The 25,891-nt window shown below is 71.8% G+C and carries 20 protein-coding genes; 11 read left to right on the forward strand and 9 right to left on the reverse strand.

Annotated features, from left to right (window positions below):
* Window positions 1–78: 78 nt before the first annotated feature.
* Window positions 79–1,257, reverse strand: coding sequence for a protoporphyrinogen/coproporphyrinogen oxidase (locus WME89_RS36045; RefSeq protein WP_438012014.1), 1,179 nt, complete (start codon window positions 1,255–1,257; stop codon window positions 79–81).
* A gap of 97 nt (window positions 1,258–1,354) precedes the next feature.
* Here WME89_RS36045 and WME89_RS36050 point away from each other — a divergent pair, with 97 nt between their 5' ends.
* Window positions 1,355–3,076 carry an NAD-dependent malic enzyme gene (locus tag WME89_RS36050; protein ID WP_438004164.1) on the forward strand — a complete coding sequence of 574 codons (1,722 nt, stop codon included), beginning with the start codon at window positions 1,355–1,357 and terminating at the stop codon, window positions 3,074–3,076.
* A gap of 66 nt (window positions 3,077–3,142) precedes the next feature.
* Here the strand turns inward: WME89_RS36050 and WME89_RS36055 are convergent, their stop codons facing one another.
* From WME89_RS36055 to WME89_RS36065, 3 genes are all read right to left on the reverse strand, one after another.
* Window positions 3,143–3,556, reverse strand: coding sequence for a hypothetical protein (locus tag WME89_RS36055; RefSeq protein WP_436622154.1), 414 nt, complete (start codon window positions 3,554–3,556; stop codon window positions 3,143–3,145).
* Window positions 3,557–3,794: 238 nt separating this feature from the next.
* Complete coding sequence (locus WME89_RS36060; RefSeq protein ID WP_438004165.1) at window positions 3,795–5,285, reverse strand: hypothetical protein; 1,491 nt, start codon at window positions 5,283–5,285, stop codon at window positions 3,795–3,797.
* A 244-nt stretch (window positions 5,286–5,529) separates the two neighbouring features.
* On the reverse strand, window positions 5,530–7,188 hold the full coding sequence (locus tag WME89_RS36065; RefSeq protein WP_438004166.1) for a Ppx/GppA phosphatase family protein: 1,659 nt from the start codon (window positions 7,186–7,188) through the stop codon (window positions 5,530–5,532).
* A 50-nt stretch (window positions 7,189–7,238) separates the two neighbouring features.
* Between WME89_RS36065 and WME89_RS36070 the strand changes: the two genes are divergently transcribed.
* From WME89_RS36070 to WME89_RS36095, 6 genes are all read left to right on the forward strand, one after another.
* Complete coding sequence (locus WME89_RS36070; protein WP_438004167.1) at window positions 7,239–7,832, forward strand: hypothetical protein; 594 nt, start codon at window positions 7,239–7,241, stop codon at window positions 7,830–7,832.
* Entirely contained in the window at window positions 7,829–8,101 is a 273-nt protein-coding gene (locus tag WME89_RS36075) for a hypothetical protein (RefSeq protein WP_438004168.1), read from the forward strand. Before WME89_RS36070 ends, WME89_RS36075 begins: the two co-directional genes overlap by 4 nt.
* A 40-nt stretch (window positions 8,102–8,141) precedes the next feature.
* Window positions 8,142–8,318 carry a hypothetical protein gene (locus tag WME89_RS36080; protein WP_438004169.1) on the forward strand — a complete coding sequence of 59 codons (177 nt, stop codon included), beginning with the start codon at window positions 8,142–8,144 and terminating at the stop codon, window positions 8,316–8,318.
* Between the two features lie 501 nt (window positions 8,319–8,819).
* Entirely contained in the window at window positions 8,820–11,183 is a 2,364-nt protein-coding gene (locus WME89_RS36085) for a hypothetical protein (protein ID WP_438004170.1), read from the forward strand.
* Window positions 11,184–11,455: 272 nt separating this feature from the next.
* Complete coding sequence (locus tag WME89_RS36090) at window positions 11,456–12,172, forward strand: hypothetical protein (protein ID WP_438004171.1); 717 nt, start codon at window positions 11,456–11,458, stop codon at window positions 12,170–12,172.
* 3 nt (window positions 12,173–12,175) lie between these two features.
* Window positions 12,176–13,774 carry an aldehyde dehydrogenase family protein gene (locus tag WME89_RS36095; RefSeq protein WP_438004172.1) on the forward strand — a complete coding sequence of 533 codons (1,599 nt, stop codon included), beginning with the start codon at window positions 12,176–12,178 and terminating at the stop codon, window positions 13,772–13,774.
* A 25-nt stretch (window positions 13,775–13,799) separates the two neighbouring features.
* Here WME89_RS36095 and WME89_RS36100 read toward each other — a convergent pair whose 3' ends face one another.
* The gene (locus WME89_RS36100; protein ID WP_438004173.1) at window positions 13,800–14,669 is read right to left on the reverse strand and encodes a phytanoyl-CoA dioxygenase family protein; all 870 of its coding nucleotides are present in this window, start codon (window positions 14,667–14,669) and stop codon (window positions 13,800–13,802) included.
* Between the two features lie 1,289 nt (window positions 14,670–15,958).
* On the opposite strand from WME89_RS36100, the gene WME89_RS36105 reads away from it, so the two are divergent.
* Window positions 15,959–17,170, forward strand: coding sequence for an alpha/beta hydrolase family esterase (locus WME89_RS36105; RefSeq protein WP_438004174.1), 1,212 nt, complete (start codon window positions 15,959–15,961; stop codon window positions 17,168–17,170).
* 311 nt (window positions 17,171–17,481) lie between these two features.
* Here WME89_RS36105 and WME89_RS36110 read toward each other — a convergent pair whose 3' ends face one another.
* Together WME89_RS36110 and WME89_RS36115 are read right to left on the reverse strand one after the other, a co-directional pair.
* Window positions 17,482–18,285, reverse strand: a complete 804-nt coding sequence (locus WME89_RS36110; protein WP_438004175.1) for a class I SAM-dependent methyltransferase — start codon at window positions 18,283–18,285, stop codon at window positions 17,482–17,484.
* A 286-nt stretch (window positions 18,286–18,571) separates the two neighbouring features.
* A complete protein-coding gene (locus WME89_RS36115) occupies window positions 18,572–19,381 on the reverse strand; it encodes a class I SAM-dependent methyltransferase (protein WP_438004176.1) in 810 nt (269 codons plus the stop codon).
* Between the two features lie 511 nt (window positions 19,382–19,892).
* On the opposite strand from WME89_RS36115, the gene WME89_RS36120 reads away from it, so the two are divergent.
* From WME89_RS36120 to WME89_RS36130, 3 genes are all read left to right on the forward strand, one after another.
* Window positions 19,893–21,167, forward strand: coding sequence for an MFS transporter (locus WME89_RS36120; RefSeq protein ID WP_438004177.1), 1,275 nt, complete (start codon window positions 19,893–19,895; stop codon window positions 21,165–21,167).
* A gap of 17 nt (window positions 21,168–21,184) precedes the next feature.
* Window positions 21,185–22,132: an aldo/keto reductase gene (locus WME89_RS36125; RefSeq protein WP_438004178.1), complete on the forward strand. Its 948-nt coding sequence runs from the start codon at window positions 21,185–21,187 to the stop codon at window positions 22,130–22,132.
* A gap of 76 nt (window positions 22,133–22,208) precedes the next feature.
* Complete coding sequence (locus WME89_RS36130; RefSeq protein WP_438004179.1) at window positions 22,209–22,883, forward strand: HAD family hydrolase; 675 nt, start codon at window positions 22,209–22,211, stop codon at window positions 22,881–22,883.
* Window positions 22,884–23,064: 181 nt separating this feature from the next.
* Here WME89_RS36130 and WME89_RS36135 read toward each other — a convergent pair whose 3' ends face one another.
* Together WME89_RS36135 and WME89_RS36140 are read right to left on the reverse strand one after the other, a co-directional pair.
* Window positions 23,065–24,672 carry an ABC-F family ATP-binding cassette domain-containing protein gene (locus WME89_RS36135; RefSeq protein WP_438004180.1) on the reverse strand — a complete coding sequence of 536 codons (1,608 nt, stop codon included), beginning with the start codon at window positions 24,670–24,672 and terminating at the stop codon, window positions 23,065–23,067.
* A 100-nt stretch (window positions 24,673–24,772) separates the two neighbouring features.
* A complete protein-coding gene (locus WME89_RS36140) occupies window positions 24,773–25,858 on the reverse strand; it encodes a helix-turn-helix domain-containing protein (RefSeq protein WP_438004181.1) in 1,086 nt (361 codons plus the stop codon).
* Window positions 25,859–25,891: the final 33 nt, after the last annotated feature.

A 25,891-nucleotide genomic window follows, 5' to 3' on the forward strand; every position in this document is an offset into this window, starting at 1 on the left:
CGCGGGCGGCAGCAGGCCCGTGACCAGGCATCATGGGACACCGGTGCATGTCGCGTTGCGACAGCGCGCGACAGCGTACTACAGCGCGCCGGCGCGCTCCGCGGCCGCCTCGGCGGAGCGCACGGCGGCGTCGATGCCCGAGCCGTGGAACGCCGAGCCGGCGAGCAGCACCCCGCTGCCAGCGAGCGCCTGCTCGACCTCCCGGACGCGCGCCGCGTGGGCGGGGGTGGAGACCGGCAGCGCGCTCGACCAGCGTGAGACCCACGCGCGCTCGGCGGCGCCGCGCACGGAGAGCACGCGCGCGAGGGAGGCCTCGGCGCGCGCGGTCCAGGCGGCGTCGTCGAGCTGCTCGAGGTCCCCCGGCTCGGGACGGAAGAAGAGGCGCAGCGCGACATGGCCGGCAGGGGCGCGCTCGGCGAACTTCGAGGTCGTGAACGTGCACGCGCGGAAGCCGTGCGCCTGGTGCCCCGCGGCGACGACGAAGCCGGTGCCGTCGAGCGGGTGCTCGATCGCGGCGCGCGGGTACGCCAGCGAGACGGTCACGCTGGAGAGCGTCTCGGCGCCGCGGAGCGCCCGCGCCGGCTCGCCGAGCAGCGCGACCGCGCCCGCGGCGCCCGTGGCGATCACCACCGCGTCGGCCTCGATGTCGCCCCCGTCGGCGAGCGAGAGCCGGAGCCCGCCGGCCTCCCGCGCGAGCGAGGTGACCGCGGCGGACGCGCGCACGTCGGCGCGCCCGCTGGCCGCGAGCGCGGCCGCGAGCGTGTCGGTCAGCTGCGCCATCCCGAGACGGAAGGTCCGGATCCCCCGGCCGAGCTCGTCGCGCGGCACCTGGAAGCCGAGGAACGCAGCCGCCTCGCCCGGCGCGAGCTCCCGCAGCGCGGCGCCGTCGAAGCCGAACGACCGCTGCGTCTCCTGGCCGACGAGATCCCCGGCGATGCCGAGCACGCCCGCGAGCGCGGGGACCGCCTCGCTCCGCGCGATGAACCCCTCGGCGCCGTGCTCCACCACGAAGCCAGAGGCCCGCTCGGTCCAGAGCTGCCCGCCGAGCCGCGGCGCCGCCTCGACGAGCGTCACCTGGTCGCCCGCCGCCGCTCGCCGGAACGCGACGATGCACCCGGCCAGACCGCCCCCGACGATGGCAATGCGTCTCATCGCGCTTCTATACCACGAGCCCCGATCACCTGAGGAATCGGCCCGCGCCCGGGGCGGACGCCGGCGTCCCCGGGTACAGAGCGCCGCGCGCCGCGCGCCCGACAGCCGAGGTGATCAGGTCGTGGCCTGTCCGGCGCCGCCGGCCCGCGCGGTGAGGCCGGCCGAACTGGCATCCTGTGTCGCCCGAGCCTAGGCTCCCTCGATGGCGAGGATATCGAAGTACTTCGACGTCAAGAGAGACGCGCTCGGCCGCGAGTACATGGAGGTCTACGTCGACGGGATCGCGCTCCTCAGGCTCGTCATGACCAACAAGGGGACGGCCTTCACGCTCGACGAGCGGGTGAGGCTCGGGCTCGACGGCCTGCTCCCGCCGCAGGTCAACACCCTGGAGCAGCAGCTCGCCCGCGTCTACGGCGGTTTTTGCCGCGAGCCGACGCCGATCGCCAGATATCAGTATCTCCGGGCGCTCCAGGAGCGCAACGAGGTCCTCTTCTACGCGCTGCTCACCCGTCACCTCGGAGAGATGCTGCCCATCGTCTACACGCCGACCGTGGGCGAGGCGGTGCAGCAGTTCAACTTCCTCTACCAGAGCGCGCGCGGCGTCTCGCTCTCTCCCGACAACATCGGTCGTGCCCGGCGCGTGCTCGCGAGCTTCCCCTGGGAGGACGTGCGCATGATCGTCGCGACCGACGCCTCCGCGATCCTCGGGATCGGCGACCAGGGCTACGGCGGGCTCGCCATCCCGATCGGCAAGCTCGCGCTCTACACCGCGGGCGGCGGCGTGAGCCCGTTCCACACGATGCCTGTGGTGCTCGACGTGGGGACCGACCGGGTCGAGCTCCTCGACGACCCGTTCTACCTCGGGGTCCGCCAGCGCCGCCTGCGCGACGGGGCCTATTTCGACTTCCTCGACAGGTTCGTGGACGCGGTGAAGAACAGCTGTCCCCGCGCCGTCGTCCAGTGGGAGGACCTCTCCAAGGAGTCCGCCTTCTCCGTGCTGGAGCGGTACCGGAAGGTGATCCCGTCCTTCAACGACGATATTCAGGGGACAGGCGCCGTCGCGCTGGCCGGCGTGGTGGCCGCGTGCAGGCTGCGCGGCGAGTCGATCAAGGACCAGTCGGTGGTGATCCACGGCGCGGGCGCGGGCGGGATCGGCGTCGCGTGGGCGATCTGCCAGGGGATGATCCGGGACGGGCTCACCGAGGAGGAGGCGCTCGCCCGCATCTTCGTCCTCGATTCGAAGGGCCTGCTCGCGAAGGACCGCCCGATGGAGGAGTACAAGCGCAGGTTCGCGCAGGCGCCGGAGCGGATCGCCTCGTGGGCGAGATCGGGCGCGGCGCCGTCGCTGCTGGAGACCGTCGAAGGCGCGCGCGCGACGGTGCTCCTCGGCCTGTCCGGGCAGCCGGGCGCGTTCGGCGAGCCGGTGATCAAGGCCATGGCCGCGAACACCGCGCGGCCGGTCATCTTCCCCCTCTCGAACCCGACGAGCGCCAGCGAGGCGCTCCCCGAAGACATCCTCGCCTGGACGGGCGGCCGCGCGCTCGTCGCGACCGGCAGCCCGTTCGCGCCCGTGGAGCTCGACGGGAAGACCATCCCCATCGGGCAGGGCAACAACGCCTTCATCTTCCCGGGGCTCGGGTTCGGCACCATCCTGTCCGACGCGCGCGAGATCACGGACGGCATGGTGCTCGCCGCGGCGTACGCGCTCGTCGACTACACGGCGGAGAAGCACCTCGACACGGGGCTCATCTACCCGCCCGTCGAGGAGCTCCAGGAGGTCTCCACGCGCGTCGCGATCGCGGTCATCCGGGCGGCTTTCGCGGAAGGCGTCGCGACCAGCGCAAAGCTCGACCCGGCGAGCGCCGAGGATCAGGTGAAGGCGCGGTTCTGGCAGCCAAGGTACCTGCCGTTCGTCCGCGGCTAGCCCCGACCCCGCCGCGGAGGGCGCGCGACTCGAGCGCCGCCAGCCGAAGCCCCGGTGAGCGCCGGCTCAGCCGAGCTGAGACAGGAACTTCCTGAGCTGCTGCGCCTCCACCATCGTCATCACCGGGACGAGCCATGCCTCGAGCGAGGTGGTGTCGCGAAACGCCTTTCGGCTCGAGTTGTGCGCGTCGCGGATGAGACGCTCGACCTGGAGCCCGAGGATCGCGTTCGCCACCGGCAGCAGGTACGCCGTCCGGTGCACCGTCGCGTTCTGCACGCGCATCATCTCCAGGAACTTCTCCGCGCTCTCGGGCGCGAGCACGTCGACCTGGAGCAGCTCGATACAGACCACAGCCCCGTGCCGGTTCTGGGTCACGATGCCCTGAATCCTGGCGATGCACGCGTCGACCTCGCCAGCCGGGAGCGGTGATGCAAGCCTCACCTCGATCAGGCGACCGGCTTTGTTGTCAACGGAGTACATGAGCGAAATTAACCCTACCGTAGACGTTTGAGCCAGAGCGCGTCAATCAACGGCGGATCTGTGCGGTGCGGTCCCGTGCGTCCACACAGATCAGCGGAGCTTTGCAGGCTCGGCGTTTTGCAGGCGTGACGTTTTGCAGGCGTGACGTTTTGCAGGCGTGACGTTCGCAACATTCGCAAACGTTCACGACGTTCGCCGGCTAACGCGTGAGGTAGCGCACGGCCGCCCGTGACGTTGCTCACGCGTCGGATGAGAAGATCACCTTCCCGGCGCGCGCCTCTTCCTCGGAGGCCGCCTCCCGCTCGGCCTCCAGGGCCTTGGCCTCGGTCTCCAGATCGGGAAAGCGGTACCGGATCCCCTCGCCTGCCTCGAGGTCGACGTCGCCCCCGAGCGCGACCACCTCGCGGGTGATCTCCTCCGAGCGCGGCGCCTCCCCGGCCGCATCTTGCCAGGCCCGCTGGAGCACCGCCTCCGTGATCGGCTCCCGGCCCTGCCTCGCCCCGAGGCGGGTGAGGATCGCGCGCAGCACGGCCCGCCGGGCGTTCCGCCGGGCGAGCCGCCGCCGCTTCAGCGGCCGCAGGAGCGCGCGGCCGAGCGGCAGCGCGAAGAGCGCGAGCGAGAAGACGAGCGGCACCACGCCGAGCGCGACCGCCGTGCCCGTGGGGGGCAGCGCCGCCATCGGCACCCCGCGCGCCAGGAGCCCCAGGTTGTCCAGCGTGAGGTGCGCGCCGAGCGCGTAGAGGCTCATCAGCAGGTTGAACCCGTTGAGCAGCACGATGAGCGCGTTCGCCCCCGCGCCGTTCCCGGTCAGCGGCGGCAGCTCCTCGCGCTTCGCCCAGACCGGCGCCGGCGCCCGCGGCGGCGCCTCCGCCGTCGTCCGCCGGATCGCCTCGAACCGGTACACGATGCCCCCCTCCTCCGACACATCGACCGTGCCGTCGTAGTCGAGCATCAGCCGCGCCATCAGCGGATCCGCCTCGTCGCGCGGCAGCCCCGTCACGCGCATCACGTCGGCGAGCCCGATCCGGCCCCGCTGCGCGCGGATCTCGGCCAGGATGAGCTTCTCGTCCTCCAGCGGATCACGCGGCGCCGGCGTCGGTCCGAAGAAGAAGCGGTTCACCTTCTCGTAGAACGGCGTCTCGTCTCTCGGTCGCCCGTGCGCTTGCCCGAACGCCCCGCGGCGCTCGTACGACGACGACCACGGCGGATCGGCCGTCCACACGAACGGCGAAAAGGGATGGAAGGTCCAGAAGATGGCGTCGAACACCATGCGGAACAGGAAATAGCCCGCGAACGATCCCGAGAAGCCGCCGTGATCGCGCGAGTCGCTGCTCGAGCGCGCGAACATCTGGGCGATCAGGATCCCCACGAAGATCACGACGTACGCGATCAGCACGATCGCGATCCACGCGCGCACGACGAAGCGGGCCACGCCGGCGGCGCCGCGGAGGACCGCCCCGAGCGCGCGCTGGAGCCGCGTGCGGGTCTCCCACGGCCTGGTGAAGCCGTGCGGGAAGCGGAAGAGCAGCTCGCCCTCGGAGGTCGCCTTGAGGTGCCCGCGGTACTCGCTGACGAGCAGGTGCAGCCCGCTCTCGGCGTCGCGCAGCGGCAGGCCGCTCTTCGCCGAGGCGTCGGCGAGCGTCAGGTCGCCGGTGTGCCCGCGCAGGGCGGACTCGAGGATGCCAGCGGCGCGGCGGGCCTCCATCAGCTTCGGAGATTTCAGCGTCAACGGTCGCTCGCCCCTGTCTCACGGCGGCGCTGCCGGCCTCGCTCGCGGCACGGCCGCGCTCGCTGGCACGGCGTCGCCGCGCTCGTCCGCGGAGGCGCAGCTGCCCCCGTGCTGAGCTTCATGGTGGCGCGCAGGGCTCCGCGCAAAGGCCGCCGCCACTTTTTGGCGCGCCGGCGGGCCGTCGTCGCGCGTCGCGCGGCTCCTGACGTGTCCGCCGCTCGCTGCCGCGGCGGCTCCTCGCGCGTCAGCCGCTCGCTGCCGCAGCGGCGGGGGGCGGGTGCGATCGCGGCGTGACGTCGACCATCCGCACCTCCAGGCCGAGGGCATCGCGGAGCATCCCGGCCTTCGCGACGACCGTCCACTCCTCGAGCGCCCGGTCCTCACCGCCCTGCACCTCGAGCACCAGCGTGTCCGCCTCGATGCGGCCGCTCACCTCCGCGACCTTGGCCCGGTGCTCGCGATCGAGCGCGTCGGCGATGCGGAGGATCGACGCCATCGCCTTGACCTTCGAGCGCGCCTCGCGCGAGAGCGCGCGGAAGTTGTCGTGCTCCATGCTCGGCGGCGACTTCCTGTGGTAGCGCGCGATGTTCGCGACGATCGTGCGCTCCTCCTGGGTGAGGCCCATGAGGTCGCTGTTGATGATGATGTAGTAGCTGTGCTTGTGGTGCCCCTCGTAGCGGACGAAGTCGCCGACGTCGTGGAGCAGGGCCGCCGCGCGCAGGAGGATCCGGTCGCGCTGGCCGAGGCGGTGGCGCGGCGCGAGGTCGTCGAAGAGCCGCTCGGCGAAGCGGGCCACGAGCGCGCCGTGCTGCTCGTCGAAGTGGTAGCGGCGCCCGAGCCGGGTGCAGGCGTCGCTCACGGCGGCCGCCTCGCCGCGGAAGTCGGGCCCGAGGAAATGGACGTGGGCGAGGTCGACGAGCACGCCCTCCTTGAGCCCGACCCCGGGCGCGACGATGAGCGGCTGCGCGAACGCCTGGGCGATGCGGCTCAGGATGGTCGCGGCCGGCACGATCGTGTCCGCGCGGTCCGGGCGCAGGCCGTAGATCTGCGCGCGCTCCTCCGGCGTCTTCGGGGCCATCTCGTCGAGCAGGCGCGACATCGCCGCCACGTCGATCGCCCGCCCCTCCGCGGCGCCGCCCGGCACCGGGCACAGGTCAGCGAGCGTCTCGATGTTGCCGCCCGTGCCGACGAGCAGATCGACCCCCGAGCCCGAGCCGAGCAGCTCCATGATCTCGCGCGTGGCCTCGACCATGACGCGGTCCACGTACTCCTCGACGAGCCGCCGGTGCCCCGCGTTGACGGGGCGGCGATCCTCGAGGAAGGTCTCGACCATCCGCACCGTCCCCACGGGGAGCGAGCGCGAGAAGAGCGCGCCGCGGCCCCGGAGCAGCGTGAGCTCGGTGGAGCCGCCGCCGATGTCGACGAGCAGCGCGGTCCGCTCGCCGAGCGGGACCCGCTCGCGGACAGCGAGCTGGACAAGGCGCGCCTCCTCGACGCCCTCGATGACCTCGATGTGGACCCCGGCCTCGCGCGCCGCGCGCTCGACGAAGAGGTCGCCGTTCTGAGCCTCGCGCGCCGCGCTCGTCGCCACGGCGCGGTAGCGGTCGACCTTGGCCGCATCCATCGCGGTGCGGAAGCGCCGGAGCGCCTCGCAGGCGGCGCCGATGACCCCGGGCTCGAGCCGGCCCTTCGTGAACACGTCATGCCCGAGACGAACCGACGCGCGGTCCGCGTGGACGTCGCGGAAGGGATGGAAGCGCGGCGCGTCCGGCGCGCCGCTCGAGGGCCCGGCGAGCGCCGGATCCCAGCCCGCGCCGAACGCCCCGAGCGCCGGAGGATCGACGTCGACGATGCGAAGCCGTATCGCGTTGGATCCGATGTCGATCGCAGCGAGCCGCGCCATGTCGGCAGAAGTAGCGAAGCTCCGGGCAGTTGGCTACTCTCATGCCGCTCATGTGGAGGAAGCTTCATTGCGGGTCGGGGCCCCGCCTTCGCGGTCCCCTTCATCGTCGACCCTCAGCAGGCGCGCGCCGGCCGCCCGGCGGCGCGCTCGAGGCGGCGCGCTTCGGGCTCGCGGCGACGGCGCTCGCGCTCGCGCTCGCCGGTTGCAGCGGCGGCGAGGCGCGCGCGCCAAACCCGACGCGCGCCCTTGACGAGCGCAGGGCGATCGAGGTGATCCGCCGGGCGATGGTGCAGGAGGGCGCGCAGCCGGTGCCCGGGCGCGAGGTAGATCTCGTCAGCGGGCGCAAGGTGCGCATCGACGTCGGCGTGCAGAACCGCACGTACGGCATCGTCTACGTGACCGAGGAGGACGCCCAGACGCTCGGCGCCGCGATCCCGCCGGCGAACGGCCAGGACGAGAAGCTCCGGATCGTCCGCGGCGGGCAGGACGGGGCCATCCGCATCGTGCTCCTCTACCAGAACAACTACCGCTACGACGACCTCATCGGCGAGTCGCACGAGCGCACGACGATCAGCGCCGAGCGGCAGCTGACGCGCGACGTGCAGGACTTCATCACCTACGCGCGGACGCAGAAGTTCCAGTGAGCGCACCCGACGCAGGGGAGAAGCGCGAGGGCGCGCGACGCCCGGCGCGCCGCCGGGGGATCCGGAGCGAGGCCGAGGGCCGCGCGCGTCGAGCGCTCGGCGGCGGGGGCCTGCTCCTCGTGGCCGGGCTCGCGCTGGTCGGCGTCGGGCCGTCGGACGCGGGCATGGCGCTCACGCTGCTCGCGCTGGCCTTGCTCATCTACGGCATCCACAGCTTCGGCCGGCTGGGGCCGGAGCGGGACGAGCGGGCGCGGGCGCCGTCGCCTTGAGGCTTGCGGAGCGCGGCGGCTTCGAGCAGCATCCGCCGCCATGAATCGCCCGACGCGCCAGCACCAGCACCTCACCCTCAAAATCACCCAGAAGCAGGAGCGGAGCACCCAGAGCTCCCGCAAGCCCGGCCGCAAGACCAAGCGCTGGAGCAAGTTCCTCACGCAGTACGCGCCGCTCATCGCCGGCGCCGAGGCGGCCGCCCCCGCCGAGAGCTGAGCGAACGCCTCCGGCCGATGGCGCCCCCAGCGTCTGGCCCTCCCCTCGGTTGTACGCGACTTTTTCCGCCTTCATTTCAATTTTGCCATGACGTAGCAAGCCGGCGCGAGCCGTCTCCGCTCGAGACGACGCCGCGCGCCGCGGCTGCTCGGGACGACGCCCGCGCCGCCTCCGCCGTGAGCCGCCGGCGCGCGTCGCCTCCGCCGTGAGCCGCCGGCGCGCGCCGCCTCTGCTCTGAGCCGCGTCGCCTCCGCCCGAGCCGCCGCCGCGCCGCCCGGCGCGAAGCGGTCGCTGCGCCGCGCTGTCCGTCGCTCGTGCGTTTTCGTGATGGCGCCGCGCCGATCGCGCCACGTAGCCAAGAGAACACGCCCTCTCGGCGTCTGACATGCGATCGCCAGGCGGCCTGTCATCCACTCCGCGCGAGACAGGCGCGCCGGCGCAGCGCGCGTCGCACGCGACGCGCGAAGGGGCCCACTCCATCTCTCGCGCAAGGAAGGATCCATGCCCGCTCGTCGTCCATCCCGCGCTGCTCGCGCAGCCGCACCGCTCGTCTGCGCCCTCGTCGTGGGCGGGACGTCGCTCATCTCAGGGTGCCTGAGCCGCCCCATCGCAACTCAGGATACGCGCACGACAGGGACCGTCGTCGAGCGGCTCCCGAAGCGCGTCAACAAGATCGACCTCCTCCTCACGATCGACAACTCGTCTTCGATGAAGGACAAGCAGGATATCCTCGCGCTGGCCGTGCCCGACCTCGTCGAACGCCTGGTCGACCCCCGGTGCATCGACCCGCTGAAGCCCGTGAATTCGGCCAGGGCGACGGACGGCCGCTGCCCGAGCGGCATGGAGCGTGAGTTCGACCCTGTCACCGACATCCACATCGGCATCATCAGCACGAGCATCGGCGACCACGGCACGGGGTCGTCGTGCTCGCCGGAAAAGCACTTCTCCAACAACGACCGGGGGCACCTCATCGCCCGGAGCGACGAGGACGACAGAAACGACGAGGACAACAACCCGCCGACCTACCAGAGCAAGGGGTTCCTCGCCTGGGATCCGGAGCAGAAGCTCAGCCCCGCCGGCGAGTCGATCCTCGACGACGGCCAGGGCCGCGGCCTCGTGCCGACCTTGACGAACATGGTGAAAGGGGTGGGTGACGCCGGGTGCGGCTTCGAGTCGCAGCTGGAGAGCTGGTACCGGTTCCTCGTGGACCCTGCGCCTTATGAGAAGATCGAGGTGGTGGATGACAAGGCGGTCCGCCAGGGACTGGACGCGAGGCTCCTGGAGCAGCGCCAGGCGTTCCTGCGGCCAGACTCGCTCCTCGCGATCGTCATGCTGTCGGACGAGAACGACTGTTCCATCCGCGAGGGCGGGACGGCCTACAAGGTAGCACAGTCGGGCTCGATCTATCGGCCGCGCAAGGAGTGCTCGGAGAAGGGCCCGGACGATCCGTGCTGCATGTCCTGCGGGGTGAAGGATCAGGGCGAGTGCCCGGTCGACGAGACGTGCGGAGTGCCTGGTGGCCCCATCGAGGTGCTCAACGAGCTCGAGGACCCGTTCAACCTGCGCTGCTTCGACCAGAAGCGGCGGTTCGGGGCCGACCTGCTCTACCCGATCGACCGCTACACGCAGGCGCTGACGGAGCCGCAGATCCCGGATCACGAGGGCAACCTCGTCGACAACCCGATCTTCTCGGATCTCGACCCGACCGACGAGAACACGACCATCCGGCCGCCGGAGCTCGTGTTCTTCGCGGGGCTCGTCGGCGTCCCCTGGCAGGACATCGCGCGCCAGAACGACGCGGGCGAGCCCGATCTCCGGGAGGGCAAGGACAAGGATGGCAACCCCGTCGGCGGCTTCAAGGGCGCCGAGGAGCTGGGCGCCCAGATCGCCGGCTTCTCGAGCACGTGGGACATCATCCTCGGAGATCCCAGGACGCGACGCCCTCCCGCGGATCCTCACATGGTCGAGTCGCAGGACCCGCGGGAGGGAGAGAACCCGATCACCGGGACGCGCATCGCCGGCCCGGACTCGCCGGATGACGCCAACCTCATCAACGGCCACGAGTGGAACCCCAAGCCGACCTTCGGAGACCTCCAGTTCGCTTGTGTGTTCCCGCTGAAGACGAGCGTGATGAACGGGGATTGCGACAAGAGGACCGACAAGGAGGACCGGAACAGCCCCCTTTGCGTGGACAACGCCGACGGCACCGACAGCAACGTCCAGGTCAAGGCGAAGGCCTACCCGGGGCTGCGGCAGCTCGAGCTCATCCGGGACCTCGGAGAGCAGGGCATCGTCGGCTCGGTGTGCCCGGCGCAGCTCGATAACTCGGGGCCGGGCGACACCGACTTCGGCTACCGGCCGGCGGTCGGCGCCATCGTCGATCGGCTGAAGACGCGGCTCGGCGGGCAGTGCCTGCCCCGCGCCCTCCAGCCCAGCAAGACCGGAGAGGTCAGCTGCGTCGTCGTCGAGGCGCGCAGCGTGCCCGAGGGACAGTGCAGCTGCGACGGGCGCGCGGCGCGGCGCGCGGTGCCCCCGGAGCACCTCGGCGCGGAGCGGGTGGTGCTCGACGATCCGGTCGCGGAGGCGAGCGGCTGGAACTGCGTCTGCGAGGTCGAGCAGCTCAGCAAGCCCGAGGAGCTCGAGGCCTGCCAGAACACGCTGCCGCCGGCGCCGGTCGAGGTCGGAGGCGAGAAGGTGCACGGTTGGTGCTATGTCGACCCGCGGCTCGGCTTCGGCCGGGATGAGGTCGTCGCCCAGTGCCCGTCGACGGAGCGCCGGCAGATCCGGTTCACCGGCGAGGGAGAAGCCCTGGACGGCGCGACGCAGTTCGTCATCTGCTCCGGCGACACCGCCAAGCAGCAGTAGCGCGGCGAGAGCGGCCCTTCTCAGGGCGCGCTGGCCGGAGCGCGGCTCCGCTCGGGTCGAGCGGGGCCGCGCTCCCGCGCTTCACGCGGCGTCGCGACCGGCACGGTTGCTGCAATTCCCTGCGAGCGCGCGGCGAGACGCGACCCCCGGAGGCTCCGTGTGCGCTTCGCGCACGGGACGTCAGGGGACACGCGCGCTCTTCGCGCACTGAACGGGGGATGCACCAAGCAATGCTCGCACCTGACGAAGAGAACGCCCCTGTCGATGCGCCGATGTCCTTCACGTTCGCGACCGAGGCCGAGGCGGACGCCACGTGCCTGCTGATCACCTGGTTCGCCGTCGTCGAGTCGGCGGCGCTCGGCGTCCTGCCCGTGCTCCCGGCGCTCGATCTGGCGCTGGCGCGCGGCGATCTGGGGTATCTCGAGGCGTTCTTCGCGCATGGCCTCCGGCACCTCAAGGACGAGCAGGCGCACGCGAACCTCTGGTGCAAGGCGCTCCTCGATTTCACGCGCGCCTACCCCGAGGTCGTCGCGCGCGCGCGGCTGCCGGGATGGCTGATGAAGAGCATGCTCCGGCGCGTCGCCGTCCCGCACGACGTGCTCGAGTTCGCCGTCGACTGCCTCGCCTTCGAGGTGGTGATGAGCGCGTTCTACGAGATCGCCGCGCCGCGCCTCTCGTATCCTCCGCTCGAGCCGGTGTTCCGGCGCCTCGCCGTCGACGAGGAGGCGCACACGGCCTATGACCGCGCGTACCTGGACGGCTTCTTCGCCCGTTCGAGGCTGCCATCGTACGTCCGCGCGACCGCGCGCTACTGGTGGCACACGGCCGGCGTGCTCGCGACCGTAGTACCGCTGCTCCGGGCGCTCGATCGCCACCGGCGCCTTCCCCGCGGCGCCTTCCGGCGGGCGCTCGTCGCGCACCTCCACGACGCGGGGATGCCGGGCTGCCGCCGCGTCGCACCCGCCCTGCTCGGCCAGCGAGCTGCCTAGTCCATGGGGGGAGTCATCGAGGATGGATGGATCCTCGGCGCGTCGCCGCTCGACGGCGCGCCGCTGCCTCCGGTGCGGGTGACGGCGCCAGGCGCGATCGCCGGGGTGGTCCAGGGCGCCCGGCGGGCGCAGGCGGCGTGGGCGCGGCGGCCGATCGCGGAGCGGGCGCGGATCCTCGCCGAGGCCGGGCGGCGCCTGCTGGGCAGGGCCGATGAGATCGCGGCGGTGCTGCACCGGGAGCTGGGCAAGCCGATGGCGGACGCGTACGGGGTCGATCTCGGCTCGACCCCCGAAGTGTTTCGCTACCACACGACCCGCGGCGAGGCCTTCCTCGAGGCCGAGGAGGTCGCCTTCAACCCGGTCATGTTTCCGCGCAAGCGGGCGCGCGTCGAGCGCCTGCCGCACGGGGTGATCGGCCTCATCACGCCCTGGAACTACCCGGTGTCGATCGCGGTGCACAACCTCGTCCCGGCGCTCCTCGCGGGCAACGCCGTGGTGCTGAAGCCGTCCGAGCACGCCGCCCGGACCGGCGCGGCGCTGTTCCACGCGCTGGAGGAGGCGCTGCCCGGGGCGCTGCTCGGCCTCGTGCAGGGCGGCGCCGACGCCGGCGCGTCGCTCGTCGGCGAGGTCGATCACGTGGTCTTCGTGGGCGGCGTCGCTGGGGGGCGGGCGGTGGCGCGCGCGGCCGCGGAGCGCCTCATCCCGGCGCAGATCGAGCTCGGCGGGAAGGACGCGGCCATCGTGCTGCGCGACGCGGATCTCGAGCGGGCCGCGCACGGGATCGCGTGGGCGGGCTTCGTCAACGCGGGCCAGAGCTGCGCGGGGGTGGAGCGCGTGTACGTCGAGGCGGAGGTGTTCGAGGCGTTCGTCGGGCGCCTCGTCGCCGTCGCGGAGCGGCTCCGCGACGGCGACGACGAGGGCGCGCCGGGCACGGTGGAGATCGGCCCGATCGCCACGCCGGCGCAGATGGCGCGCGTCGAGGCGCACGTACGCGAGGCGGTCGCGGCCGGCGCGCGCGTGCGCTGCGGCGGGGCGCGCCGCGGCAACTACTACCTTCCGACCGTGCTCACGGGCGTCGATCCGTCGCTCGACCTCCTGCGCGAGGAGACCTTCGGGCCCGTGATCCCCGTCATCGCCGTCCCGGATGTGGGCGCGGCGGTGCGCGCGGCGAACGAGAGCGCCTATGGCCTCACGGGGAGCGTGTGGACGCGGGACCTCGCGCGGGGCGAGGCGCTCGCCCGCGAGCTCCGGGTCGGGGTCGCCACCGTCAACAACCACATGTTCACGGGCGCGGCGCCGCAGGCCGTGTGGACGGGGCGCGGGCGCTCGGGCTCCGGCGTGCAGAACGGCCCCGAGGCCCTGCGGGCGATGACGAGGCCGCGGCTCGTCGCGGTCGACGAGAGCACCGCGGCGCGCGAGCTCTGGTGGTTCCCGTACGACCGCGCGTTCGTGGCGCTGGCGCGCGGGATGGTGCGCTCGCTCGGCGAGGGCCCGGGGCTCGACCGGCTCTCGTCGGCGAGCCAGATGGTGCGCGGCGCGGCCAGGCGGTGGCTCGCGGCGCGCGCGCGGTCGCGCCCCGGACACCCGCGGGGGCGGGAATGACGGGGCGGCCGGGCGGCAGACGGCGCTACGTCTCGAACCCGCGCGCCGGCCGGTCGGGCGGGCGACGTAGCCAGTTGTCCTCGGGGTAGCGGCACGCGCCGTCCACCACGTGGATGGCATAGGCGTGGCGGGAGCGCCCGGACCGGTTGGCGCCGCTCCAGTGGGGCAAGAGGCCGTGGAGGAGGACCATCGTGCCCCTGGGCGCCTCGATGGGCACGTAGGGAGCGCGCGGCGCGACCGCCGGGAGAGGGGTGTCGTCCAGCGCGATCATCCTCGTGCCGTCGCCGTCGCGCACGAAGCGCCGGCGCAACGGGCCCCGGTGGCCGCCCGGCAACGCCCACATGCAGCCGTTGTCCACGGTCGCATCCTCGAGCGCGAACCAGAGCCCGATCACGCTGAGCGGGTCCGTGTAGAGGAACGTCGCGTCCTGGTGGCAGCCGACGTCGCCCCCGATGAACGGGTTCTTGAAGATGTACATCGATTGAAGGAGCAGCGGGCGCGAAGGCCCGAGATCGGAGACCACGGACGCGAGGGCCCGCGATCGCGAGAAGCGGGCGAAGGCCGGATCGAGATCGTGGAGCGCGTGTCCGATCTTGTTGATCGACCAGGCCTTCGCCTGCCGCAAGGAGCCGTCGGGCAGGAACGCCTCCTCCTCGAAGAAGAACCGGATCTGGTCGCCGGAGCCGAGGAAGTAGGCGTCGGTGGAGCGCGCCTGATCCCTGGTCGAGAAGATGGAGATCTCCGCCGGGTCGAAGCCGTCCACGAGCTCGGCGGCGCGCGCCCTCAGGGCGTCGCACTGCGCCGGGAGCACGAAGCCCTCGACGGCCAGGAAGCCATCGCGGTCGAAGCGGGCGCGCTCGGAGGCGGTGAGACCAGGAGGCCTGGCAGCGAACATGCCCCAACCTTACCAGATGGGGGCCGGAAGCACGGTGGACGGGCGCCGGCAGGACGACGCCGCAGCCGGGCTACGGGGGCCACCAGGGAATGGCGAGAGAGGCTGGCGTCGAGGACGCCTGCTCGCTCCCTCGCAGCCCGCAAGCGCCGGAGCAGGGCTGTCCAGATTCAAGCAGCTTCCGAGGAGCGCCGACGCGTGTTGCCATCCGAGGAGCACCACGATGTCACGCAGTGCGCCGGGCACGGCGTGTCATGGGAGATGCCGGTGACCGCTTGCTCGAGCGGAGGCCTCCGCGAGCGCGAGCTCCCCCGCACCGCGCCGCGAGCGCACTCCGTCTCATCGCACATTGATGAACGTACACACACGTCGATGACCACATCGCCTCCGCGCCAGTCGAGCGGGCCGGCGAAGCTCGCGATCCTGCGCCCACCCCTCTGAACGCGTCGCGCCGAACTAACCCTCGCTCGACGCGTCGCGCCGAACGAACCCCTCGCTCGACGCGGCGCTCCGAGGGAGACCCGCAAGCCTCGTCCTCCCTCGGGATCGATGACAGACGCAGGCTGGTCGATTGGAATTGACATCCAGAATGTGAACGTTCACATTGGCCTGGAAGGGCATCCTTTTGCTTCGGCGATCGACGGGGTGCCGCCGGGGCTCATGGGGCGCCTGAAGACCCGTGTACATGTGCCCCGTCAGCACCACGGGAGGATGGCAACATCAGATATATATCGAAATGTTCCATGACACCGACCGATGGCGTGCACGACCTTTGCCTGCGGTTCGCGGGAGATCGGTCCGAGCGGCTGCTCGACTCGGACCACTGTCATCCTGAGTGAGAGGTCCGGACGGGGTGCACCCGAACCAGGCCGGCTTCGCGCGTATGGCGAACGTCTGGTACGCGATCGGCGCTCTGCTGCGATGAAGCTTTCAGGGAAGGTCGGTTGTTCGATGATGGGACTTCGCCCTGTACAGCGCCGGGCGAAATGACGCGACGTTTGCCACCGGCATCGCCATGGTGATCGAGGCGCTGCTCCAGACGCCGGATTTTCTCTACCGCATCGAACGGGCCCCCCGACCCCGAGCTCCTCCGGTCGACGGGCGACGAGATGGTGACGCGGCTCTCGCGCCTGCTCTGGGGCACGATGGCTGACGACACGCCGCGTGCGGGTGAGCTCTCGACGAACAAGGTTCCGTCAAGCCAGGGCAGATCCCGCAGTTGAGGCTGGACATCTCCGAAACGTTCGGACTTCCTGCTCCCAACCTGGCCGACCCCCCGGAGGATTGGAGATATGATGAACAACAATCGAGGTCTTGCCCGCGCATGGCGCTATCGAGCGCTGGCGCGAATTCCCGCGTACCTCGCCTTGATGGCGGTCGCATGTACCCAGAGCTCCGGCGATGGAGACAGCCCGGGCAGCGGTGGCGCATCCACCAGCTCCGGCAGCTCGGTTGGCGGCTCCGGGCCGAGCGGCGGTTCCACGAGCGGTAGTTCCACGAGCGGTAGTTCCACGAGCGGTGGTTCCACGAGCGGTAGTTCCACGAGCGGTAGTTCCACGAGCGGTGGCTCCGCGAGCGGTGGTTCCGGCGGTACAGGGCCGGATGACGGCAGCTCTGGCGCGGTGCCGAGCCCGGGGTGCGGCAAGACATCGTCGATCAGGTTCGAGCCGGTCCCGAACGAGCCGCCGAACGGCTTCGGCGAGGGCGGGTATGTCAGGATTCAGAGCGGCGGCCAGAACCGGGGCTTCGCCATGAGGCTCCCCGACAACTACGACAAGAACAAGCCCTACTGGCTGGTGTTCGGGTTTCACTGGAATGGCGGCAACTCCAAAGAAGTCGACAGCGGCGGATCGAATGGGTACAACATGGCCCATTTCGGACTCCAAAAACTGTCGAACAACGGCGCGATCTTCGTCGCGCCCGACGGGCTCAACGGCGGATGGGGCGGGAACAACCTGCCGTTCGTCGACGACATGGTCAAACTGATCGAGGAGAATTACTGCGTCGACACGACGCACCTCTTCGCCAACGGTTTCAGCTACGGCGGCGGCATGAGCTACGCAATCGCGTGTGCCCGCGCGAACGTCTTCCGTGGGGTCGCGATCTACGACGGAGCCGTGCTCAGCGGCTGCGAAGGCGGCAACGACCCCATCGCATACTGGCAGATGGCCGGCCTTACCGACAACGTATGCACTCTCGACCACGCGAGACCGATGCGCGACAAGTTCGTCCAGAACAACGGCTGCACCCCCCAGAACCCGCCCCAGCCGCCTCAGCCTCCCCCCTATTTGAGCTCCGGGGGGCATATCTGCACTGACTACGCCGGATGCTCGGACGGGCATCCCCTCCGTTGGTGCGTGCACCAGTCGGGTCACGGCAACGCCGTCGTAGATGGGACCGCGGACCTGTGGAACTCGTGCGCGACACCTCCCAAAACCTGCTCGGACACGTGCCCTTGTACCTGGGTCCCGGAAGACGTGTGGTCGTTCTTCACGTCCTTGTAGACGATCGCTGCGGCCGCAAGGTCGGGCAACGGTGGTCGCGCCGCCAAGCGCCGGCTGTCTCAAGGACCACCGGCTTTGAGGGGGGAAGGTAAAGTAAAACGGGCTGCTCCGCAGGATCTGTTGGCGCACTGCTGCGGATGGGCATGGCGCCCGGGTCGGCCGGGGCCGGGATTCTGGGCAGCATGGTCGCGTGTCCGCCGTCGCGTGAGGCTGGTCGCGCCGTGCTCGCTCGCGTCCAGGTCCTCCGCTGCGCTCCGGCCCGCTGCGCGGGCGCCTCCGGCGACCTGGTGTCACCGATCCGACTGGCTGATCTAGTTGGCCGCGGTGTGGGCGATCGCGAAGATGAGGTTCCGCTCGAGCCGGATCCCCTGCGGCGTGCGCGACGCCTCGAGCTCCCTCGCCAGCCGCTCGCGCACCTCGCGCTTCTCCTCGGCGCTCAGGTGCGAGAGGTGATTGCCGAACGAGCTCGAGCCGCTGTGCCTCAAGATCTCGTCGACGTCGGCGGCGTGGTCGACGAAGGTGAGGATCTCCAGCGAATCCACGATGAACCCGGCGCCCTGGAGCAGCGCCCGCGCCTCGTCGACCGTCAGCTTGTACGGGAGGGTGCCCTGCGCCTCTTTCCCGAGCTCGGCGAGCACCTTGCGCTGGACCGACTCGAGCTGGTGCGGCTTCTCCCGCGAGCCGGTGCTGAACCCGAGCTTGCCGCCGGGCTTCAGCACGCGCGCCGCCTCGGAGATGGCGCGCTGCTTCTGGGCCTCGTCCAGCCAGTGAAGGACGCTGTTCAGGTACACCACGTCGAAGCTGCCCGTGGCGAAGGCGGAGAGGTCCTCGGCGCGCCCGACCGCGGTCGCCAGGTTCGCGCGGGTCTTCTGCCGGGCGATGTCGACGCGGAGCGGGAGGGGATCGATCGCCGCCACGCTGCCCTCGGCGCCGACGATCTCCGCCACGTGCGCGGCGAGCCGGCCGGTGCCCGCGCCCACGTCGAGCACGCGCTGCCCGCGCCGCACGCCCAGCGATTCGATGAGGAGCTTGCCGTGGTTGAACTGCCGGTCGCTGCCGCGCTCGTAGGCCTGGGCGAGCTCCGGGGTGTCGAGAGAGAGGCTGATCGTGGTCATGCGGGCCGCCTGAGCAGGGGCCGTGCCGCGCGCCGGGGAGGCGCTGGCGCGCCGCGCGCGCCGGAGAACCGCGCAGCCGCGGAGGCCCCCGCGGGCAGCGGCGCGCTCACCGCTGCTTCCAGATCAGCAGCGCTGCTGTCCTGGTGCTGCGCCGCGGACAGCATGGCCTGCGCGAGCGGTCATGTCCTGGAGGTCGATCCCGCTCCTCCTCTGCGCGGCCGCGCGTCGAGGCCGCGCGTCCGTGGCTGCGCGTCGAGGCCGCGAGGCGAGCGCAGCCCGATGGGTCCTAGTCCCTCGCGGTGTGGGCGACAGCGAAGATGAGGTATCGCTCGAGCCGGATCCCCTGCGGCGTGCGCCACGCCTCGAGCTCCCTGGCGAGCCGATCGCGCACCTCGCGCTTCTCCTCGACGCTCAGGTGCGAGAGGTGATTGCCGAACGATCCCGACCGGCTCTGCCGCAAGATCTCGTCGATGTCGGCGGCATGATCGACGAAGGTGCGGATCTCCAGCGCGTCCACGATGAACCCGGCGCCCTGGAGCAGCGCCCGCGCCTCGTCGACCGTCACCTTGTGGTTGTAGGGCGCGGCGCCCGGCGGCTCCTTCCCGAGCTCGGCCAGCACCCTGCGCTGGACCGGCTCGAGCTGGTGCGGCTTCTCCCGCGAGCCGGTGCTGAACCCGAGCTTGCCGCCGGGCTTCAGCACGCGCGCCGCCTCGGAGATGGCGCGCTGCTTCTGGGCCTCGTCCAGCCAGTGAAGGACGCTGTTCAGGTACACCACGTCGAAGCTGCTCGCGGCGAAAGCGGAGAGGTCCTCGGCGCGCCCGACCGCGGTCGTGAGGTTATCGCGGGTCTGCTGCCGGGCGATGTCGACGCGGAGCGGGAGGGGATCGATCGCCGCCACGCTGCCCTCGGCGCCGACGATCTCCGCCACATGCGCGGCGAGCCGGCCGGTGCCCGCGCCCACGTCGAGCACGCGCTGCCCGCGCCGCACGCCCAGCGCCTCGATGAGGAGCTTGCCGTGGTTGAACTGCCGGTCGCTGCCGCGCTCGTAGGCCTGGGCGAGCTCCGGGGTGTCGAGCGCGAGGCTGATGGTCGTCATGCGGGGCCGCCGAGCAGGGGCCGTGCCGCGCCGAGGCGGCGGCGGCCAGTCGCGCCGCCGCCCCCCGCGAGCGAGCCGCGGCCCGCGGTCACCGCTGCTCCTGGGCCAGCAGCGTTGCTGCACGGCTGCTGAGCCGCGAGCAGATCGGGCATCGCGCCCCCCGCAGCGGCCGGGGGCGGGCTACCCGGGAGCCGGCGGGCAGCGGCACAGGCCGTGCAGTCATGCAGTCGGCCATGCCGTCGGCCGTGCAGTCGGCCGTGCAACCAGGCCTGTAACCAACCTGTGGCCAGATGTGTAACCAGACCTGTGACTCAGACCTGTAACCAGGCCATACGGCCAGGCCGAGCCATCGGACCATGCAACCCGGCCTTTCGCTGCGCGCAGGCCGTGCAACCAGCGCGCAACGCATTCAGGATCCGACCGTGAGCCACAGCTTGCTTCCCCTCTCGTCGACGGCCGTCATGGTCTCCCTCGGCCCCGCGATCGCCGGCCCCGCCGCATGCGGACGCCGGTGAGCGACGCCCCCGCGACGCCGACGATGCCCGCAGCGCCAGCCGCGCCGTCGCCGGCCGCCTCGGACCGCAGCGACCCGGCGCTTCGAGCGCTGCTCCTCTCCCTGGGAACGGCGGTGTTCATCGTGAACCTCGACTCCCGCGCCGTGGCGCCGCTCCTGCCGGCGATCGCCAGCGATCTCGGCCTGTCGATCGGCCGCGTGGGGCTCCTCGTCTCGTCCTACCTGCTGCCGTACGGGCTGTTCCAGCTCGCGTACGGCCCGCTCGCCGATCGCTACGGCAAGCTGCGGGTCTCCGCCCATGCCCTGCTCATCTTCAGCGTGGGCACGGCGCTGTGCGGCGTGGGCAGCTCGTTCACCGCCATGGTGGCCTTCCGCGTCCTCACCGGAGCCACCGGCGCGGCGCTGTTCCCGCTGGCGCTGGCCTTCATCGGGGACACGGTGCCCTACGCGCAGCGCCAGGCGACCATCGCCCTGCTCATGGCGAGCGCCGGCGCCGCGCAGGCCTTCGGGGCAGGCGCCGGAGGTCTCCTCGCCGCCGTGGTCTCGTGGCGGACCGTCTTCCCGGTCATCGGCGCGCTGGGCGGGGCAGCGGCCCTGGCCCTGTTCCTGCTCGAGCGCCGCCAGCCCCCCGCCCCCGCCGCCCCGCCGGGCCGCCGCGCCAGCGCCCTCGACGCGCTGCGGGCGCCCGGGCTGCGCACCCTGCTGGTGCTCGTCAGCGTCGAGGGGCTGCTCTACATCGGCGGCCTCTCGTTCCTGAGCGGATTGCTCGAGACGCGGTTCGGCCTGGGCGTCCTGGCCAGCGGCCTCGTGCTGAGCCTCTCGGGCGTGGCCCAGCTGGCAGGCGCCCGGATGCTGCCCCTCCTCGTGCGCCGCGCGGGCGAGGGGGCGCTGCTGGTCTCCGGCGGCAGCCTGATGGCCGGCGGGTACCTCCTCGCCGCGCTGGCGCCCGTCTGGGCGCTCGTCGGCGCCGCGTGCCTGATGACCGGCCTCGGGTTCACGCTGTGCCACAGCACGCTGCAGACCCGCGCCACCGAGGCCTTCCCGCAGGCGCGCGGCACCGCTGTGTCGCTGTTCGCCTTCTCGCTCTTCGCCGGCAGCGGCGCGGGCGCGCTCCTCTACGCCGGCGCCATCGACCGCTTCGGCTATGCGGCCGTCTTCGGGGCCGCGGGCGCGCTGCTCGGGGCCTACACCGCCGTGACGGCCCGGGCGCTCCGGCGCCGGGTCGCCGCGGCGCCCGCGCCGGCCGCCCCGGCGGCGCCGGACCTGGCGTGATCTCTCGTGTGGAAGGGATGATTCAGATGGAAAAGAGACGGATCGGATCGCTCGAGGTGTCGGTCGTCGGCATCGGGTGCAACAACTTCGGCGGCCGCATCGACGAGCAGCGCACGGCGGCGGTGGTCGACGCGGCGCTCGACGCGGGCATCAACTTCTTCGATACGGCCGACTTCTACGGCGGCACCCGCAGCGAGGAGCTGCTCGGCCGGGCGCTCGGCGGCCGGCGCAGCCAGGTGATCATCGCGACCAAGTTCGGCCTCCCGCTCGACGACGAGCGCAAGGGCGGCGCGAAGCCGGCGTACATCCAGCGCGCCGTGGAGGACAGCCTGCGGCGGCTGGGCACCGACTGGATCGACCTCTACCAGATCCACCGCCCGGACCCCGAGACGCCGATCGGCGACACCCTGGAGGCGCTCGACGCGCTGGTCCGCGCCGGCAAGGTGCGCGAGATCGGCAACTCGAACTTCTCCGCCTCCCAGCTGCGCGGCGCCGAGGAGGCGACCCGAAAGGGAGCGGCGCGCTTCGTGAGCGTCCAGAACGAGTACAGCCTGCTCCAGCGCGAGCCCGAGCTGGAGGTGCTGGCCGAGAGCGAACGCCTCGGGCTCGCCTTCCTGCCGTACTTCCCGCTCGCGAGCGGGCTGCTCTCCGGGAAGTACCTCCCCGACCGCCCCGCCCCCGCGGGCGCCCGGCTCTCGACGCCCGGCGACCGGCTGACCGCCCGCTTCCTGACCGAGCAGAACCGCAGCGCCGCCGAGGCGCTCGCCGCGTTCGCGTCGGCCCGGGGCCACACGCTGCTGGAGCTGGCCTTCTCGTGGCTCGCCGGCCGGCCGACGGTCGCCTCCGTGATCGCCGGCGCGACGTCGCCGGAGCAGGTGCGCGCCAACGCCGCGGCCGTGGGCTGGCGGCTGACCGCCGACGACCTCCAGGAGATCGACCGCCTCGCGCCGCCGCCGGCGCGCTGATGGATCGGCCCGGCCGCGCGTCGCTGCGCCGGCAGCGATGCTCGACGACGCAGGCCCCTCGCCGGGGAGCTCGCCCATGATCTCGACGCCGCTCCGGGACATCCAGGCCGTCCTGTTCGATCTCGACGGCACGCTGTTCGACCGCGAGACAGCGGTGCGCGAGGTCGTCGCGGGCCAGTACGCGGCCTTCTCGTCCGAGCTCGCCGGGGCGACGCGGGAGCAGTTCGTCGGCCGCGCGCTGGAGCTCGACGCGCACGGCTACGGCGACAAGTCCGAGATCTACCCGCGCCTCGTCCGGGAGCTCGGGCTGCCCGAGCCCCTCGCCGCCCGCCTCCACGCGCACTTCTGGGACACCTACGCCGCGGTGGCGCCGGCGCTCCCCGGCGCGCGCGCGACCCTCGCCGCGCTGCGCGCCCGCGGCCATCGGCTCGGGGTCGTCACGAACGGCAGGGTGCGCGTGCAGGAGGCGAAGCTGCGCGCCCTCGACCTCCTCCCGTACCTCGACGTGGTGCTCATCTCCGAGCGCGAGCAGCTCCGGAAGCCGGACCCGGCGATCTTCCTCCGGGCGGTCGAGCGGCTCGGCCTGCGCGCAGGACAGGCCTGCTACGTCGGCGATCACCCGGTGAAGGACGTGCTGGGCGCTAGCGACGCCGGGCTCCACGCCGTCTGGCTCCGCACGCCGCACTTCCCGGCCCCGGAGAGCGCTCACACCGCGATCGACGGCCTGAGCGAGCTCCTCGCGCTCGTCTGACGCGGTCCCGACGAGGCGCGCGCCCGATGACCGATGACCGATGACGGCTCCGGCGTTGCGATCCCGGAGCAGGACAGGCATCCTCCGCTGGCTCGACGTGGTCCTCATGCAGCGGGCGCTCCCCCACGCCGAAGGGGGCCGGCAGCCCTGAAGCGCCGCGCCCCCGCCGCCGAGCGCGAGGCTACGACGCCTTGGCGTCCGGCTTTCCCGGCCCCTCGAGGTAGTCGTCGTACGTGCCGTTGTAGAGCTGCGGCCCCTTCGGTGACAGCTCGAGCACGCGCGTGCCGAGCTTGCCCACGAAGTGCCGATCGTGGCTCGTCACGATGACCGTCCCCTTGTAGTCGATGAGCGCCTGGAGGAGCGCGTCGATGCTCTCCACGTCGAGGTGGTTCGTCGGCTCGTCGAGCACCACCACGTTGTTCTTCACCAGGATGAGCTTCGCGAGGAACAGGCGCGCCGCCTCGCCGCCGGAGAGGTTCTCCGTCTTCTTGAGCCCGGCGTCGCCGCTGAAGAGCAGCTTGCCGAGCACCGAGCGGACGTGCTCCTTCGGCGCGCTCGGGTCGAAGCGGTACAGCCAGTCGTAGGCCGTGAACCCCGGCTCGATCGCCTCGTGGTGGTCCTGGGCGAAGTAGCCCACGTTCGTGTCGTGGCCCCACGTGACCGTCCCGGCGTCGGGCGTGAGCTCGCCCACGAGGAGCTTGAGCAGCGTCGACTTGCCGATGCCGCTCGGCCCGATCACGACGAGCTTGTCGCCGCGGTTCAGGTTCATATCGAGCTTCTTGAGGACGCGCAGGTCGCCGAAGCTCTTGGCGAGGGCCTCGACGCGCAGCACGTCGCGGCCGGAGGGCTTGTCGATCTCGAACTTGATGTACGGCCGGACGACGCTCGAGCGCCGCACCGTGATGCCGGCCTCGAGCTTCTCGATCTCCTTCACGCGCGACTGGGCCTGGCTCGACCGGCTCGCGCTCGCGCCGAAGCGGGCCACGAAGTCCTTGAGCTCGGCGATCTTCTTCTTCTTCTGCGCGGCGTCGGCGTCCGACTGGCGCTTGCCCGTCGTCTTCTGCTCGATGAAATCGTCGTAGTCGCCCGTGTAGACCGTGACCGTCTGGTAATCGACGTCGGCGACGTGCGTCGCGATCGCGTTCATGAAGTGCCGGTCGTGGCTCACGACGAGCAGCGTCCCGCGGAAGGTGTCGGTGAGGTACGACTCGAGCCAGCGGATCGAGTCGAGATCGAGGTGGTTCGTCGGCTCGTCGAGGAGCAGGACGTCGGCGCCCGCGAAGAGCGTCTGCGCGATGAGGACGCGGAGCTTGTACCCGCCCGCGAGCGTGCTCAGCGTGCTCGTGTGCCGGGCGGTCGCGATCCCGAGCCCCTCGAGGATCTCGGCCGCGCGCGCCTCGGCGGTGTAGCCGTCCTCCTCGCCGATCGTGCCCTCGAGCTCGGCCAGCCGCATGCCGACCTCGTCGGTCATCTCGCCCTCGTACAGCCGGTCGCGCTCGTGCATCGCCTCCCAGAGGGCCCGGTTCCCCATCAGGACCGTGTCGATGATGCGGCTGGACTCGTAGGCGAAATGGTCCTGCTTGAGCACCCCGACCCGGAGCTGCCTCGGGATCTCGACCGAGCCCTGATCCGACTCCTCCTCGCCGGAGATGACCTTGAGGAGCGTCGACTTCCCCGCGCCGTTCGCGCCGACGAGCACGTAGCGCTTGCCGGGGTCGAAGCGCATCGAGACGTTCTCGAAGAGAATTTTTGGACCGTACCGCTTGGTGAGCTTTTCGAGCGTGATCATCTCAGCGGCGCGGGGCGTAGCACGTGTGCGCCTGCGTTTCCGGTGAATTCCTGCGGAAGCGCCCGCGCCGACCGGCGACGACGGACGCGGCGCGCGCTGGCTACGACGAGCGCCGCGCGGACGGCTCCCCCGCCCTCGGCCGGGGGGGACCTCGCCGCCCGGCCGGCGACGGCGAGGTGCCGTCGGCCGTGGTCGCGGCGCCGGGGGTCAGCCCCGTCCACCGCTTGAACGCGCGATGGAACGCGCTCGGGCTCGAATAGCCGAGATCCAGGGACACCTCCTTGAGCTGGGCGCTGCCGAGCGCCTGCCGCGCCCGCTCCAGCCGCAGCTCCTGCAGGAGCTCCCGGTGGCGGACGCCCACCGCGGCCAGGCGCCGCTGCAACGTCCGCGCGCTCATCCCGAAGCTCTCGCCGACGCGCACCAGGCTGGGATCGCCCGCATCGAGCGCCAGCGCCAGGGCGTGCCGGAAGGCCGGCACGAACTCATCGTCGAGCGAGACGGCGCCGCGGAGGTCCAGGCGGGAGAGCGCCGCCTCCGCCTGCGCGATGAGGATGCTCCGGAGCGCCGGGTCGTGGCTGGCGATCGGCGCCCGGACGATCTCGCGCTCGAAGATGAGCTCGTCGTAGTCGCCCCCGAACCGCACCGGGACGCCCAGGACCTCCTCGTACGCGCTCGCCGTGGCCGAGGGCGCGTGCGCGAACTGGATCAGGCGCGGCGCGAACGCCGGCCCGAACATCGTCCTGGAGCGCTCGACGATCAGCCCGAGCAGCAGCTCCGCCAGCGAGGGCAGGCCGCCGGGCGCAGCGTGACGGAACCGGAAGGTCTGCCGGTCAGCCTCGGTCCAGACGCGCCCGGCGTCCGCGAGCAGCGGGAGGTACCGCGTCAGCTGCTCGAACGCCTCGGCCCCGGTCGTGCTCGTGTGCGCCAGGTAGTCCAGGATGTCGAGGCTGCCCGGCGGGAGCTTGCGGGCAGCGCGGAGGCTCAGGAGGGGGCCTGCCGCCCCGTCCGTCAGCCCGCTCCAGGCCCGGCGGACCATGGCGATGGGGACGCGGGCACCCCGCTTCTCCAGGAGATCGCCGGGGACTGCCATCAGGCGCCGGACATCCTGGACCTCGAGCCCGTCTCTTGCCGCGGCCGTCGCAAGGACTCGCAAGAGCTCCGTCGATCCCGAACCGTCAGCTGGCACGGTGTCGCATTATGAGAGCGTGTCGCGAAATGT

It is taken from the genome of Sorangium sp. So ce321 (assembly GCF_051530195.1).
GTDB lineage: Bacteria > Myxococcota_A > Polyangia > Polyangiales > Polyangiaceae > Sorangium.